This window comes from Arthrobacter sp. L77 (genome assembly GCF_000816565.1).
Taxonomy (GTDB): domain Bacteria; phylum Actinomycetota; class Actinomycetes; order Actinomycetales; family Micrococcaceae; genus Arthrobacter_D; species Arthrobacter_D antioxidans.
Genome location: NZ_JWSU01000008.1, coordinates 120,134 through 135,731 on the forward strand (window position 1 = coordinate 120,134; position 15,598 = coordinate 135,731).

The 15,598-nt window shown below is 71.1% G+C and carries 13 protein-coding genes; 9 read left to right on the top strand and 4 right to left on the bottom strand.

Annotated features, from left to right (window positions below; all coding sequences use genetic code 11):
* Window positions 1-37 precede the first annotated feature (37 nt).
* Window positions 38-733 carry a DUF305 domain-containing protein gene (locus tag RY94_RS15415; RefSeq protein ID WP_043447268.1) on the bottom strand — a complete coding sequence of 232 codons (696 nt, stop codon included), beginning with the start codon at window positions 731-733 and terminating at the stop codon, window positions 38-40.
* Window positions 734-1,627: 894 nt separating this feature from the next.
* Window positions 1,628-3,757, bottom strand: a complete 2,130-nt coding sequence (locus tag RY94_RS15420; RefSeq protein ID WP_052274476.1) for a copper-translocating P-type ATPase — start codon at window positions 3,755-3,757, stop codon at window positions 1,628-1,630.
* A gap of 137 nt (window positions 3,758-3,894) precedes the next feature.
* On the opposite strand from RY94_RS15420, the gene RY94_RS15425 reads away from it, so the two are divergent.
* Entirely contained in the window at window positions 3,895-5,064 is a 1,170-nt protein-coding gene (locus tag RY94_RS15425) for a serpin family protein (protein ID WP_197060696.1), read from the top strand.
* Between the two features lie 13 nt (window positions 5,065-5,077).
* On the opposite strand, the gene RY94_RS15430 is transcribed toward RY94_RS15425, so the two are convergent.
* A complete protein-coding gene (locus tag RY94_RS15430; RefSeq protein ID WP_052274478.1) occupies window positions 5,078-5,353 on the bottom strand; it encodes an acyl-CoA carboxylase subunit epsilon in 276 nt (91 codons plus the stop codon).
* Window positions 5,350-6,933 carry an acyl-CoA carboxylase subunit beta gene (locus RY94_RS15435; protein WP_156135225.1) on the bottom strand — a complete coding sequence of 528 codons (1,584 nt, stop codon included), beginning with the start codon at window positions 6,931-6,933 and terminating at the stop codon, window positions 5,350-5,352. Before RY94_RS15435 ends, RY94_RS15430 begins: the two co-directional genes overlap by 4 nt.
* Before the next feature lie 249 nt (window positions 6,934-7,182).
* Between RY94_RS15435 and RY94_RS15440 the strand changes: the two genes are divergently transcribed.
* From RY94_RS15440 to RY94_RS17020, 8 genes are all read left to right on the top strand, one after another.
* Entirely contained in the window at window positions 7,183-8,043 is an 861-nt protein-coding gene (locus RY94_RS15440; RefSeq protein ID WP_043447275.1) for an SDR family oxidoreductase, read from the top strand.
* 41 nt (window positions 8,044-8,084) lie between these two features.
* On the top strand, window positions 8,085-8,966 hold the full coding sequence (locus RY94_RS15445) for a biotin--[acetyl-CoA-carboxylase] ligase (protein WP_043447277.1): 882 nt from the start codon (window positions 8,085-8,087) through the stop codon (window positions 8,964-8,966).
* A 3-nt stretch (window positions 8,967-8,969) separates the two neighbouring features.
* Window positions 8,970-9,566 carry a PH domain-containing protein gene (locus RY94_RS15450; protein WP_043447280.1) on the top strand — a complete coding sequence of 199 codons (597 nt, stop codon included), beginning with the start codon at window positions 8,970-8,972 and terminating at the stop codon, window positions 9,564-9,566.
* The gene (locus RY94_RS15455) at window positions 9,563-10,813 is read left to right on the top strand and encodes an adenylate/guanylate cyclase domain-containing protein (protein WP_442853460.1); all 1,251 of its coding nucleotides are present in this window, start codon (window positions 9,563-9,565) and stop codon (window positions 10,811-10,813) included. Before RY94_RS15450 ends, RY94_RS15455 begins: the two co-directional genes overlap by 4 nt.
* 137 nt (window positions 10,814-10,950) lie before the next feature.
* Entirely contained in the window at window positions 10,951-11,868 is a 918-nt protein-coding gene (locus tag RY94_RS15460) for a PP2C family protein-serine/threonine phosphatase (RefSeq protein ID WP_082046432.1), read from the top strand.
* Between the two features lie 6 nt (window positions 11,869-11,874).
* Window positions 11,875-14,202 (top strand): NAD-dependent DNA ligase LigA, encoded by a 2,328-nt coding sequence (gene ligA / locus RY94_RS15465; RefSeq protein WP_043447283.1) that lies wholly within the window; start codon window positions 11,875-11,877, stop codon window positions 14,200-14,202.
* On the top strand, window positions 14,199-15,098 hold the full coding sequence (locus tag RY94_RS15470) for an inositol monophosphatase family protein (protein WP_082046433.1): 900 nt from the start codon (window positions 14,199-14,201) through the stop codon (window positions 15,096-15,098). The genes ligA and RY94_RS15470 overlap by 4 nt, the downstream gene beginning before the upstream one ends.
* Entirely contained in the window at window positions 15,095-15,562 is a 468-nt protein-coding gene (locus RY94_RS17020) for a DUF2087 domain-containing protein (protein ID WP_052274479.1), read from the top strand. Before RY94_RS15470 ends, RY94_RS17020 begins: the two co-directional genes overlap by 4 nt.
* The last annotated feature ends 36 nt before the right edge of the window (window positions 15,563-15,598 follow it).

Genomic DNA, 15,598 nt, shown 5'->3' on the forward strand with positions numbered 1-15,598 from the left:
GGGTCGGGGACGGATTGCGGGGTGGTGCTCGCGGGGATCAGAGGCCCGCGAGGAGCTCTTCCATCTCGGTGATCTCGGCCTGCTGCGTCGTCGCGATCGTTTCCGCCAGCTCGATCGCTTCCGGGCTCCGGCCGTTCTCGATCTCGTTTTCCGCCATGCCGACCGCGCCCTCGTGGTGAGCGGTCATCGACTCCAGGAAGATGCGGGACGCCTCGGTGCCCTCGGCGGACTCGAGCTCGGACATCTGGTCCTCGCTCATCATGCCTTCCATCGACCCGGACCCGCCCATGCCAGATCCCGTGGTGCTCATGGAGTGGCCGTCCATGCCGCCTTCGGGCTCCATGGGCTCATCCCAGGCTTCCAGCCAGCCGGTCATGGTCTCGATCTCGGGACCCTGGGCGTCCTTGATCCTCGTCGCGAGGTCGGTGATCTCCGGGCTGATGCCGTCCTTGGAGAGCATCATGTCGCTCATCTCCACGGCCTGCTGGTGGTGGGGGATCATCATCTGCGCGAACATGACGTCCGCGTCGTTGTGCTCGGCCGTGGCCTCGGATGAGCCCGGCGTCGCTTCGGTGGTCGCCCCGGTGCCGGCTTCGGCAGTAGCGCTGGGGGCGGCCGCTGCGGAGCTTTCGCCGCTCGTGCCCGCCGTGTCTCCGCCGGAGGAGGAGCCGCACGCGGACAGGGTGATGAGGGTTGCGACGGACAGGGATGCAAGGGAAAGGGAACGCTTCATGGTGGTCAGATCCTTCAGTACTCAGGGGGATGTCAGCTGCTCGTACGGCACAGGGCGGGTACGGCGAGGGCCAGGCCGCGCGAACGCGCAGTCCATGGCGTGGCGGCGGCCCTGCTGCTCCGGTGAAGGGGCAGGTGCGGGCCGCGGATTCTAGGTGCGGCTGATACAGAGCTGAGTCAGGGAAGGAGCAGGTGCAGGTCGGGACACCCAGGACAGTACAGGAGGACCCCGCCGCCCCATCGTCGACAGGAGGGCGCGGCCGGCAGGAGTCAGCAGACCGGCAAGGCCGACGACGATCATCGCCAGCACACACATGCCCAGCATCATCTCGTCGGAGCAGTCCCCGGCGCACCCGACCGACCCGCCACCGTCCGGGACAGCCGTCATGACGGTGTGCGAGGCGGCATGCGGCGCGGCGTCCAGGACAGGTGCTTCGACCGTTGCTATGGCAGCGACAGCCGCAGTCGTTGTCTGGGCAGGACGGGTCGTGTGTCCGTGGCCTGTCCCGTCGACCGGATGAGTACTCGCGGTCGTGCTGGCGGCGGGAGCCGCTACATGGTGGGGGGTGGACCCGTGGCCGCCCATCCAGACGTGCATCGCGAGGATCCCGACGATGACCGCTGTCAGGCCGACGAAGGCGACAACTGACGGTACGGCGGCGCGTAGCAGGGAGGAAGCAGTGCGTGATGCCCGGTTTCTCGTCACCTATTCCGTCCTCTCTGTCCGCGCTGTCACTGACGCCTGGGCGCCACGGTCGCCATCTGGTGTCGTCCTACCAGCCTAACGAAACGGGCGAGTCGTCCCGTTCACGCCGTCCGTCCGGTCACAGCTCTGTCCACGGCGCCACCTGATGAGCGGCCAGGCCCGTCCATGCGTTCTCCGATGAGCCCGGGCTCACGTCCCGAGGGGCCCTGCATCCACTGTCTCGGGGCTGGTCCGGTCGGTGCCGATCCGCTCGGGACGGAGATCGATCCGCCGCAGCAGCTGCGCGTTGAGGGCGACGACGATCGTGGAGACGCTCATCAGGACGGCACCCGCCGCGGGGGAGAGGAGGATCCCCGCGAAGGCCAGCACCCCTGCGGCGAGGGGCACGGCCAGCACGTTGTACCCGGTGGCCCAGACCAGGTTCTGGATCATCTTGCGGTAGCTGGCGCGGGACAGGTCGATCATCGCCAGCACCGAGCGTGGGTCGTTCCCCGCCAGGACCACGCCGGCGGACTCCATGGCGACATCCGTGCCGGCTCCGATGGCGATGCCCACCTCGGCGCGCGCGAGGGCCGGGGCGTCGTTGACGCCGTCCCCGACCATCGCGACCCGCAGGCCGCGCGCCTGCAGTTCGGCGACCTTCGAGTCCTTGTCCTGCGGCAGGACGTCGGCGAACACCTCGTCGATCCCCAGGTCCGCTGCGACGCCGTCGGCCACCTGCCGTGCGTCGCCGGTGATCATGGCGACCTTCACCCCGCGGGCCTGCAGGGCGTTCACGGCGGCCCGGGATTCCTCGCGGACCTTGTCCTCGAGCCGGAGGGCGCCGATCACGGCGCCGTCGCTGATGACGTGCAGGACGGACGCGCCTCGGCCCACCCATGCCTGGACGGTGCCCCCGATGTCCGCCGGGGTGTCGAGGCCGAGTTCCCTGAGCAGGTTGGGCCCGCCCACCATGACGTCGTGGCCGTCGACGGTCGCCCGGACGCCGCGGCCGGTCAGGGAACTGAACCCTGTGCCGGGGGAGGAGAGGCTTGCCGCAGCCGGATCGGCCTGTGCGGCCGCGGTGATGGCCCGTGCGACCGGGTGCTCGCTGTCCGCCTCCGCGGCACCGGCCAGCGCCAGCAGCTCGGCCTCGGTCACGCCGTCGACGGCGGTGGTCGCCGTGACCGCGGGACGGCCCTCGGTGAGGGTGCCGGTCTTGTCGAACAGCACGACGTCGACCGTGCGCGTGCGTTCGAGCGCCATCCGGTTCTTGATGAGCACCCCGGCCTTCGCGGCGCGTTCGGTGGAGATCGCGATGACCAGGGGGATGGCGAGTCCCAGGGCGTGCGGGCAGGCGATCACCAGGACGGTGACGGTGCGGATCACCGCATCGTCCGGACTCCCGAGGAGCATCCAGGCGATGAAGGTGAGGATGCCGGCGCCGAGCGCGAAGTAGAACAGCAGGGCCGCGGCCCGGTCCGCGAGGGCCTGGGCCTTCGACGAGGACGCCTGCGCCTCGGCCACGAGGCGCTGGATCCCGGCGAGCGTGGTCTCCGAACCGACGGCGGTCACCTCCAGGCGGACCGCGGTGTCGGTCGCCACCGTGCCGGCGACCACCGTCTCCCCGACGCCGCGGGAGACCGTGCGGGACTCCCCGGTGATCATCGATTCGTCGAACTCCGCGGTCCCGTCGACGATCCTCCCGTCCGCCGGGACCCGCGCACCGGAGCGTACGAGCACGACGTCCCCGGTGACCAGCGAACTCACCGGCACGGTCTCGACACCGGCCTCGGTGACCCTGTCCGCCTCGTCGGGGAGCAGCGCGGCCAGGGCGTCGAGCGCTCCGGCGGCCGAGCCGAGGGCCCGCATCTCCATCCAGTGCCCGAGCAGCATGATGACGATCAGCAGGGCCAGTTCCCACCAGAAGTCGAGGTCGAACCCGCCGATACCCAGGGTGGTGATCCACGAGGCGGCGAACGCGACGCTGATCGCCATCGCGATCAGCAGCATCATGCCCGGCTGCCGCGACCTCAGCTCCGACACGCCGCCCTTCAGGAACGGGGTACCGCCGTAGACGAAGATCACCGTGCCCAGGATCGGGGCGATCCACGCGGAGCCGGGGAACTCGGGCGGCATGGACCCGAGCAGCATGGTGAACATGGGACTGAACGCCAGGACGGGGACCGTGAGGGCCAGGCTGACCCAGAAACGCTGCCTGAACATCGCCGTCGAATGGCCGGCGTGCTCGCCCTGGGAGTGGACCTGGTGGTCCTCGTCCACGCCGTGACCCTCGTGCTCCGCCGTCGATGGAGCTTCGGTGAATCGATTCCTGTTCATGGTGTCCTCTCCTTCTCTCCGATGTCCGCAAAGATATACCCCCAGGGGGTATGCGTCAAGGGTCTGGCCCGCATCCCACCCATGGTCATTTCGCCGGGCCGCGCCTACGGTGGTGGGATCACGCGAGGGGGACTTCCATGAAGCAGTTCAGGGCGCCCGTGGCGCGCATCGTCGTCGAGCCGGGCCGGTATGCCGAGGCGGAGGACGCCCTCCGGCGTTCCGCCTTCCGGCTCGGCGTGGCACTCGTCGCACGCCCCGACAGCAATCAGGTCGCCAGCCCGGTCAGCGCGCTCTATGCCCTGTCCATGCTGCGCGCCGGCGCGGGGACCACGACGGCGGCGGAGCTGGACGCGGCGCTGGGGCTCCCAGCGGAGCACCATGCGGCGATGAACGCCCTGCTCGCGACCGTGCAGTACTTCGACGGCGATCCCGCCGCCGTCGACGAGGAGGATCTACCCGGACAGCCCCTGGTGCACCTCGCCAACGCGGTCTTCGTCCCCGAGGGCGGTGCGATCGGGGAGGCGTTCCTCGACACGCTCGCCCGGTACTACGGCACGGGGGTCCGCCCGGTGGACTTCGCGGACCCCGCCACGCCCGGGCTGATCGACGACTGGGTGTGGCGGGAGACCGGGGGCCGTGTCGCCAGGGCCCCGCTGGCCGTCGGCCCGGACATCGGGCTGTCCCTGCTGAATGCCGTGTACTTCGCCGCGGCCTGGGACGAGCCGTTCGATCCCGCCGGTACCGGCGAGGACCCCTTCACCCTGGTCACCGGCACGCGGGTCCTCGTCCCGACGATGCACGGCTACCGCTGGGTACGGTATGCCGCGGGACACGACTGGCAGGGCATCGACCTGCCGTACGGGGGCGGTTTCTTCCTGCGGCTCGTCCTGCCTGCGGAGGGGGTCCTGCCCGCCTGGGACGAGCAGGAGCTGGCCGTGGTCGCGGACGGACTCGACGCGGCGGAGAGCCTCCGCGTGGATCTCTCGCTGCCCAGGTGGGAGCACACCCACCACCTGGACCTGATCGAGGTGCTGGCGGGGCTGGGGCTGGCGAAGACCGTGGGTCCGGGCGCCGACTTCGACGCCATCCATCCCGGGCTCCGCGTCTCGGGGGCTGCCCAGGCCGCGACCATCACGGTCGCCGAGAAGGGCACCATCGCCGCGGCCGTCACCCAGCTGGCCATGATGACGAGCGCCCCGGTATCTCCCGAGGTGAGCATCTCCTTCGACCGGCCGTTCGGCTACCAGATCATCCACGAGGACACCGGGCTGCCGCTCTTCCTCGGCACGGTCGCCGATCCACGCTGACGGACCGCGAGCGTCAGCGGACGCTGCGCCGCCAGGATCCGGGGCCCGGCGTCGGACCCAGCCGCAGCAGCGCCCGCCGCACCCAGGACCGCCGATGGTTCCGGCCGTCGTCCTCGGTACCGGCTCCCTGCAGGGCGACGACGACGGCGGTGAGCGCCGCGAGCTCCTCGTCGGTGGGGTTGCCGGACACCACGGAGAGGACCGCCTCGTCCTCCGCGGGGGGAGCGACGGCAGCGCCGTCGCCGGCCCTGGCGCCGGCCGTGTCGTCCCGGGGATCCTGGCCGGTCACAGCGGGATGTTCCCGTGCTTCTTGGCCGGGTTGGCCGAGCGCTTGTCCCGCAGGGCACGGAGGCCGCGCACGATCTGCAGGCGCGTCTCGGACGGCGCGATGACCGCGTCCACGTAGCCGAGCGCGGCCGCCTGGTACGGGTTGAGCAGCTCCTCCTCGTACTGCTGGACGACGTCCGCGCGTGCTGCCTCGACGTCCCCGCCGGCGTCGGCGACGGCCTTCAACTGACCCCGGTACAGGATGTTGACGGCTCCCTGCGCACCCATCACCCCGATCTGCGCGGTGGGCCAGGCGAGGTTGAGGTCCGCGCCGAGCTTCTTGGACCCCATGACGATGTACGCGCCCCCGTACGCCTTGCGCGTGATGACCGTCAGCTTGGGGACCGTGGCCTCTGCGTAGGCGTAGAGCAGCTTCGCGCCGCGGCGGATGATGCCCTGGAACTCCTGGTCCTTGCCGGGCAGGAAGCCCGGCACGTCCACGAGGGTCAGGAGGGGGATGTTGAAGGCGTCGCAGTGGCGCACGAAGCGCGCGGCCTTCTCCGAGGCGTTGATGTCGAGGGTCCCGGCGAACTGCAGGGGCTGGTTGGCGACGATGCCGATGGTGTGCCCCTCCACCCGGGCGTAGCCGGTGATGATGTTCGGCGCGTACAGCGCCTGCATCTCGAGGAAGTGGGCGTCGTCCACCACCGCCTCGATGACGGCGTGCATGTCATAGGGCTGGTTCGCGGCGTCGGGGATCAGGGTATCGAGCGCGAGGTCCTCGTCCGTCTCCTCGGGTTCCTCGAGGAACGCCGTCAGCGGGGCCTCGGCGAGATTGTTGGAGGGCAGGAAGTCGAGGAGTTCACGGACGAAGCCGATGGCGTCCGCCTCGTCCGTGGCGAGATACGCGGAGGTGCCCGTCGTCGTGTTGTGCTGGCGTGCCCCGCCGAGGGTCTCCATGTCCACGTCCTCGCCCGTCACCGTCCTGATGACGTCCGGACCCGTGATGAACATGTGCGAGGTCTTGTCCACCATCACCACGAAGTCGGTGAGCGCGGGGGAGTAGGCCGCCCCGCCGGCGCACGGTCCCATGATCAGGGAGATCTGCGGGACCACCCCCGAGGCGTGGACGTTGTTGCGGAAGATGTCGGCGAACATCGCCAGCGACGCCACACCCTCCTGGATGCGGGCGCCGCCGCCGTCGTTGATGCCGATCACCGGGCAGCCGTTACGCAGTGCGAACTCCTGCACCTTGACGATCTTCTCCCCGTTCACCTGGCTCAGCGAGCCGCCGTAGACGGTGAAATCCTGGCTGTAGACGGCGACCAGCCGGCCGTCGACGGTCGCGTACCCGGACACCACGCCGTCGCCCAGGGGTTTCTTCGTCTCCATGCCGAAGGCCGTGGAGCGGTGCACCGCGAGGGCGTCGAACTCGACGAAGGAGCCCTCGTCCACGAGGAGGTCGATGCGCTCGCGCGCCGTGTTCTTGCCGCGGGCGTGCTGCCGCTCGATCGCCTGGGGCCCGGAGGGCTGCTCCGAGAGCTCCTTGCGCCTCCGGAAGTCGGCGAGCTTCCCGGCCGTCGTGGTGAGGTCGGGCTGCAGGTCCTGATGCATGAATACTCCGGTCGGCGGGTCGGGGAGGGCGGGCGCCGCGGGGGATCCCAGCCATGACTGGAGGTTTCCGACAACGGACGGCGCGTTCGTTCCAGTCTAGTGAGGATCCGGAAGCCCACCGTTGTAGGACGTCTACAGTTTCCGCTGCCATCACTTAGCCGGGCCACCGATGTTACCCACGGGTAACATCGGTGCGTCGCGGGCCGTCCGGGACCCGTCGCTGCTTATGGTGGAGCCATGACCGAACGCAACGAAGCGCACGCATCGCAGGCCCCCACCACGCTCGCCGGGCGCACCATCCTCATGTCCGGCGGGAGCCGCGGCATCGGCCTGGCCATCGCCCTCCGCGCCGCCCGTGACGGCGCGAACGTGGCCATCATGGCCAAGACCGGGGAACCGCACCCGAAGCTCGAGGGCACCGTCTACACCGCGGCGGAGCAGATCGAGGCCGCGGGCGGGATGGCCCTGCCGATCGTGGGGGACGTCCGGAACGACGACGACGTCGCCTCCGCCGTGGACGCGACCGTCGAGGCGTTCGGCGGCGTCGACGTCGTGGTGAACAACGCCTCCGCGATCGACCTGTCGAAGACCCCCGATGTGGACATGAAGCGCTACGACCTCATGGCCGACATCAACGTGCGGGGCACCTTCATGCTCAGCAAGTTCGCCCTCGAGGCGCTGCGCGGCTCGCAGAACCCTCACATCCTGACGCTCTCCCCGCCCCTGAACCTCGCGCCGAAGTGGGCGGGCCTGCACCTGGCCTACACCATGGCGAAGTACGGGATGAGCCTGACCACCCTCGGCCTCGCGGAGGAGCTCAGGGACGACGGCGTGGCCGTCAACTCGCTGTGGCCCGCCACCCTGATCGACACCGCGGCCATCCGCAACATGCCCGGCGGAGGCCGCCTCGTGCAGGCGGCCCGTAGCCCCGAGATCGTCGCCGACGCCGCCCACGCCGTGCTCGTCCGTCCCTCGCGCAGCTGCACGGGGAACTTCTACACCGACGAGGAGGTGCTGCGGGAGGAAGGCGTCACCGATCTGACCCGGTACAGCCTCGGCGCGCCGGAGGACCGGCTGGTCCCCGACATCTTCCTCTAACGCTCCGGCCGGTGCGGGCGGGGCCGGATAGGATCGATGACATGTCCTCCCCCTACTCCAATCTCGAGCGCCCCGGCTTGAACCTCGGCGCCCTGAGGACAGCCCTGTGCATGCCGGCCGGCCCGTTCCCGCGGCTCGACATCGTGGACACCACCGGTTCCACCAACACCGACCTCGTGGAGCACGCCCAGGTGGAGGCCGCCGGGTGGCCGGACCTCAGCGTGCTCGGCGCGGAGACGCAGACCGCGGGGCGCGGCCGGCTGGACCGCCGCTGGGTGGCGCCGGAACGCTCCTCGCTCTTCGTGAGCGTGCTCCTGCGCCCCTTCGACCGGCACGGACGGCCCGTGCCCACCACCGCCTACTCCTGGTTCTCACTGCTCGCCGCGCTCGCGCTCGCCGAGAGCGTCGAGGAGCGCACCGAGATCTCACCGCAGCTCAAGTGGCCCAACGACGTCATCGTTGACGGCCGGAAGCTCGCCGGCGTCCTCGCCCAGTTCGTGCCGGGCGCGGGTGCCGAGCCGCCCGCCGTCGTCGTCGGGGTGGGACTGAACGTCAGCCTCACGGACGACGAGCTCCCCGTGCCCACCGCCACGAGCCTGCTCCTGGAGTACGCGGGGACCACGGACCGCAACATCCTGCTGAAGTCCTTCCTGCGCACCTTCGCCGACCACTACCGCGCCTTCTGCGACGTGGACGGCGACGCCGCCGCGGCGTGGGACTCCGGGCCCTCGCTGCTGGAGCGCATCGGAGCCCGCATGGCGACGCTCGGCCAGGACGTCCGCGCGGAACTTCCCGGCGGCGTCGTGGTGGCCGGGCGAGCGCTGGCCCTCGACGCCCACGGCGGGCTCGTGGTGCGCGACGACGACGGCGAGCGGCACACCATCTCCGCCGGCGACGTGGTGCACGTGCGCCCGCAGGTGTAGCCCGTGCGGATCAGGCTGCTGCCCGGGGAGCGTGTCCTCGTCCGCACCCGGCCCAACCCCCTCCCGCTCGTCGGGCCGGTCATCGCCGGGTTCCTCATCCTCGCCGTCGGGGGCTTCGGGCTCGGCTACCTCGCCCGGCCGGACCTCCCCGGCGTCCTGACGGGGTGGCAGCCCGTGCTCCTCCCGGTGGTGTTCGGCGTCGTGGTGCTGGTCCTGCTGCGGGTGGTGGCGCTGCCGCTGGTCCGCTGGGCCGGCAACCGGTACGTGATCACGAGCATGCGGCTCATCCACCGGACGGGGACCGCCCGGCGCACCGAGCACCAGATCAACCTGTCGGCGATCTCGCAGCTCCAGACGGAGCAGGGGCTGGTCGAGCGGATGGCGGGCAGCGGGACGCTGGTCGCGGACCTCGGGTTCGACCGGTCGCACGCCTACCGGCACGTTCCGCAGATTGCGACGTTCAAGGACTATGTGGTCCAGGCCATCGGCGAGCTCCCGCTCACGCGCATGTTCGACGGAGTAGACATGGAAATCGATCCGCAGTACGCCCACGGCGGGACGCCCTGGGTGCAGCAGGAATGGAGGGACGCGCAACCGTGACAGTCGAGGACCGCCGTAAGGCCGGGCAGCCCGCAGACCCCGAGGGTGGCGCCGAGATCGCTGCCGGCGAGGCCATCCGGGCTTCCGGACAGGCCGACGCCGCCGACGCCGCGGCGTCCACGGCGTCGAAGGCCGTGTGGCAGCTGCTGCCCGACATGGCGACCGGCGGCGGCCCGGAGGCCGGGCCGTCGAGCGCGGCGCCGATCGAACTGGACCGCGAGACGATCCGGCGACTGGAACGCGAACTCCTCGGGGCCGAGCGCACACTCAAGCGCCGCGACATCGCGGCGGGCGCGGGCGTGTCCCTGCTGTCCGCCCGCAAGCTGTGGCGCGCCATGGGCTTCCCCAACATCGGGGACGACGACATCGCCTTCACCGAGAAGGACCTCGGCGCCCTCACCACGATCATCGACCTGGTGCGCCAGGAGCAGCTCACCGAGGACGCGGCCATCTCCATCACGCGGGCCGTCGGCCAGATGACGGACCGCATGGTCGTCTGGCAGATCGAGGCGATCGTGGAGGAGATGGTGGCGCAGCGCGGACTCTCCGACGCCGACGCCCGGAAGACGCTCGTGTCCGAACTGCCGGACCTCATCGATCCGCTCGAGAAGACGCTGGTCTACGCGTGGCGCCGGCAGATGAACGCCGCGGTCCAGCGGCTGGCGCTCCGCGCCGAATCGGGCCTGGCCTCGAGCGAGACGGGCCGCGCCGGCGACGAGCAGGACGCCCCGCTGCCGCTCGCGCGCGCCGTGGGCTTCGCCGACCTCGTCTCCTACACGAGCCTGTCCCGGCAGATGAACGAGCGGACGCTGGCGCAGCTCGTGCAGCGGTTCGAGAACAAGAGCGCCGAGATCATCTCCGTGGGCGGTGGCCGGCTCGTGAAGACGATCGGTGACGAGGTCCTCTATATCGCCGAGTCCCCGGAGGCGGGCGCCGAGATCTCACTGGCGCTGGCCAAGGCCTTCTCCGAGGACGAGTTCCTCCCCGCCGCCCGCTGCTCCCTCGTCTGGGGTCGCGTGCTCTCGCGGCTCGGCGACATCTACGGGCCCACGGTCAACCTCGCGGCGCGCCTGACCGCGCTCGCGGAACCGGGCGAGGTCCTCGTGGATTCCGGCACGGCCGCGACCCTCACCGCCAACGAGAAGTTCGTGCTCACGCCGCACGAGCCGCGGCAGGTGCGCGGCTTCGGCGAGGTCCAGCCCGTGACCCTCGCGCGGGGGACCGGCACGGGGATCGTCCTGGACTGATTCCACGACCTCGAGGGTCCTGCGGCGGCGCCTCGGCGTCTCCGGCCGGGTAGAGGGCAGAATGGGGACATGACCGACCAGCAGGGCTGCATGCCCCTCACCCCGGCCCGTCCCCTCCCCATGTCAGGGCGAACGGCATGAGTGAACCGCGGGCCAACGGCTCCCACGCCGTCGACATCGGCCATACCTCCGGCCCCGCCCCCCGCCAGCAGGACGCCGGGACGGCGCCCGGTCTCGGTGTCCGGCTCACCTACGGCTTCGGCACCGATCGCGGGCTGCGCCGCGAACTGAACGAGGACTCCTTCCTCGCCGTCGAGCCCATCTTCGCGGTCGCCGACGGGATGGGCGGCCACGAGGCCGGCGAGGTGGCCAGCAGCGTCGTCGTCCGCACCCTGGAGGCCAGCGGCATCGCCGGGGCGCCGATGTCGAAGCTCACGGCCGCCGACCTCGAGGACATCATCCAGCAGGCCGACCAGCGCATCCGGAGCGAAGCCGGAGGGCAGGCCGGAACCACGCTGACGGGCGTCGTGCTGGTCGAGGAGTCGGGCGCTCCCGCCTGGCTGTTCTTCAACGTGGGGGACTCCCGGGCGTACCGGTCGAGCAGCGGGACCTTCGGGCAGATCTCCGTGGACCACTCCGAGGTGCAGGAACTCGTGGACCTCGGGAGCATCACCGAGGACGAAGCCCGGACCCACCACCGGCGGCACGTGGTGACCCGCGCCCTGGGGACGGGCGACGACGCCGACCCCGATTTCTGGCTGATGCCGGTGGAGGACCGCGACCGCATCCTGCTCTGCTCGGACGGGCTGAGCGGCGAGGTGACCGACGAGGACATCCACACCATCCTGGACACCGTCCGCGATCCGCAGGAGGCGTGCGACGCGCTGATCGCGGCGGCCCTCCGGTCCGGCGCCCGCGACAACGTCACGGTGATCGTCGTCGACGCCTCGGATCCGGACGTCTCTGATCCGGCCGGGGACGTGCAGCGTCCCGGCGCCGCTGCGGGCGGCCGTTTCACCGCGGACGGCGACCGGTGGCCGGTGTCGGAGGCGTAGGGCAGGATGAGGAAAGTGACCCCAGGACCTGAGAGTGCATCGGTAGACGCCACCCCCGCCGGGCAGGGCGGACTTCCCAGCGAGGAGCTCCGCGAGGAGTATGCGCAGCTCGCCGAGGACGTCCGCGCGCACCGCACCGCGTACTACCAGGACGCGGCGCCCACGATCTCCGACGCCGAGTTCGACGCCCTGTTCCGGCGCCTCGAGGAGCTCGAGGCGCTCCACCCGGAGCTCGTGGCGAACGACTCGCCGACGCAGGAGGTGGGTGGCGAGGTGTCCGCGGCCTTCACGCCCGTGGACCATCTGGCCCGCATGTACAGCCTCGAGGACGTGTTCTCCCTCGACGAACTGACGGCCTGGCTGGACCGCGCGAGTGCCGGTGTGGAGCAGCGCAGCCCCGGCGCGACCATCGGGTGGCTGACCGAACTCAAGATCGACGGCCTCGCCGTGAACCTGCTGTACCGCGACGGCGAACTGGTGCGTGCCGCGACGCGCGGCGACGGCGTCACGGGGGAGGACATCACCCACAACGTCCTCACCATCGCCTCGATCCCCAGGCACCTCGCGGGCACGGACCACCCCGAGGAGGTGGAGATCCGCGGCGAGGTGTTCTTCCCCACGAAGGAGTTCGGCCAGCTCAACGAGCGGATGGTGGCCGCGGGCAAGGCGCCTTTCGCCAACCCCCGGAACGCGGCCGCAGGGTCCCTGCGCCAGAAGGACCCGGCCATGACGGCGGAGCGGCCACTGGACATGTACGTGCACGGCATCGGCGCCCGGACGGGTCTGGCGGCGGCGACGCAGTCGGAGACCTACGAGCTGCTGAAGGGGTGGGGCCTGCCCACGTCGCCCTATTACAGGGTGCTCCACAGCCAGGACGAGGTGGTCGACTTCATCGCGCACCACGGCGACCACCGCCACGACCTGCTGCACGAGATCGACGGCATCGTGGTCAAGGTGGACAGCTTCGCGCTGCAGCGCGCACTGGGCCACACCTCCCGCGTGCCCCGCTGGTCCGTGGCCTACAAGTACCCGCCCGAGGAAGTGAACACGAAGCTGCTCGACATCCTCGTGAATGTCGGGCGGACCGGTCGCGTCACGCCGTTCGGCCTCATGGAACCGGTCAAGGTCGCCGGCTCCACCGTGGGCATGGCCACGCTCCACAACCAGGAGGTGGTCAAGGCCAAGGGCGTCATGATCGGCGACATCGTGGTGCTCCGGAAGGCCGGCGACGTCATCCCCGAGATCGTGGGGCCGGTCATGGCGCTGCGCGACAAGCAGGACCCGCCCGTCCGCGAGTTCGTCATGCCCACCGAGTGCCCGTCCTGCGGCACCCCGCTGCAGCCGGCGAAGGAGGGCGACGTCGACATCCGCTGCCCCAACGCCCGCTCCTGCCCCTCGCAGCTGCGCGAACGGGTGTTCCACCTCGCAGGCCGCGGTGCCTTCGACATCGAGGCCCTCGGCTGGGAGGCGGCCATCGCGCTCACGCAGCCCGCCGAGCCCGCGGTGCCGCCCATCACCACCGAGGCGGACATCTTCGACCTCACCCCGGAGAAGCTCGCGGACGTCCGGATCGAGCGGGACAAGAAGGTCAAGGGCGTGGTCACGGGCCGCGAACTCGTGCCCTACTTCTACTCCAAGGGAACGGCGAAGAAGCCCTCCGAGCCGAGCGCCACCACCCGGAAGCTGTTCACCGAGCTGGAGAAGGCGAAGACGCAGCCGCTGTGGCGCGTACTCGTGGCGCTGTCCATCCGGCACGTCGGCCCCACGGCGTCCCGCGCGCTCGCCACGGCCTTCGGGTCCATGGAGCGGATCCGCGCCGCGAGCGAGGAGGAGCTCGCCGACGTGGACGGCGTCGGCCCCACCATCGCCGTCGCGCTCACCGAGTGGTTCGCGGAGGACTGGCACCGGGAGATCGTCGACCGGTGGGCTGCGGCGGGCGTGCGCATGGAGGACGAGGTCGACGAGAGCACGCCGCGCACCCTCGAGGGCCTGACCGTCGTCGTGACCGGCTCCCTCGAGCGCTACAACCGCGACGAGGCGAAGGAAGCGATCATCACGCGCGGTGGCAAGGCCGCCGGCTCGGTGTCGAAGAACACGAGCTACGTGGTGGCCGGGGAGAACGCGGGCACCAAGCTGGAGAAGGCCGAGACGCTCGGCATCCCGGTCCTCGACGAGGAGGGGTTCACCGCCCTCCTCGAGAACGGTCCCGCGGGTGCGGGGCCCGACGACGGCGACACTGCGGGGACCGACGGCGACGAGAGCGAGGACGCCGAGGTGGCCGAGGAGCTCGAGGCGGGCGCCGGCACGGATCCCGGCGGGCGGGCCGTCCCATGACCGTTGCGCCGGGGAGCGGCGACGCGCGGGATCCCTCCCCGGAGGTGCTCCTGCACCTCGCCCGGCAGGCAGCCGCGGCGGGCGCCGCGGTGCTGGCCCGGCGTGATCCCGAAGCGCTGGACGCCACCAGCAAGAGCTCGGACAGCGACTGGGTGACGGCGTTCGACGTCGCCGCGGAACACGCGGTCCGGAGTGTCATCAGGTGCGCGCGGCCGCACGACGCGATCACGGGCGAGGAGCTCGGGACCACCGTGCCCAGCGGGTTCATCCCCGACGGCGACCGCGTCCGCTGGTCGATCGATCCCCTCGACGGCACCACCAACTTCATCCGCAACATCGTCTACTACGGCACGTCCGTGGCCGCCGCCGGCGCGGACGGCACGTGGCTCGCCGGCGTGGTGCACGCGCCCGCGCTCCACCGCATCTACTGGGCGTCCCGCGGCGGGGGAGCCTGGGTGAGCGAGAACGGGTCCGTGCGGCGCCTCATCGGCCCCCGCGCCAGGCAGGGACGGCTCCTCGGCACCGGGTTCTCCTACGACGCCGCCATCCGGACGGAGCAGGTCGTAGCCCTCGGGACGCTCCTCGAGGGCTACGGCGACGTGCGCCGGCTCGGTTCGGCCGCCCTGGACCTGTGCCTCGTGGCCGACAGCACGCTCGACGCCTTCGTGGAGCGCGGCCTGCACGAGCACGATTTCGCGGCGGGCGCCCTGATCGCCGAGGAGGCAGGACTGTCCGTCCACCGGCCGGCGCTCAGGCCCATGCTCGACGGCGGCCCCACCGAGGCAGAGCGGCTGGCGGGCGTCACTGCGGCCGGACCCGCAGAAGTCATGGACTCCCTCACCGGTTCGGCGTCCGGTTCGGTGTCCGGTTCGGTGTCCGGCGAGGACCGGGCGTGACCGCGCCGTCCTGGCAGAAGGTCCTGTCCACGCTCGCCGGCGCCCGCTCGCTCGAGCTGTACGCGCGGGCCGTGCTCGGGCAGCCGCTCGACGCCACGCCGAAGGAGCTGCAGCGGCTGGTCGACGCCGGGTTGCTGACGCCGGAGCACGCCGTGGCGGACGGACTGTTCAAGGAGGTGCTCGCCACCGCGACTGCGCCCACCCCGAAGGGTATGGACCGGTTCTTCCGGGACGGGCGGATCGACGGCCTGCCGCGTGCCGGGCAGGATCGCACCGATCTGCTGGCGCACCTCGCCGGGAGGCTCCTCCCGGCCGACGAGGAGCTCGGCGAGCCCGAGGTCAACCGGCTGCTGGCGACCGTCACGCACGACATCCCGACGCTGCGGCGTGCGCTCGTGGACCACGGCTTCGTGGAGCGCCGGCCCGATGGAAGCGGCTATCGGCGGGTCGCAGAGGCCACCTGAGGACACATGCAGGTGTTCGGTCGGGGTGCCGTCGGT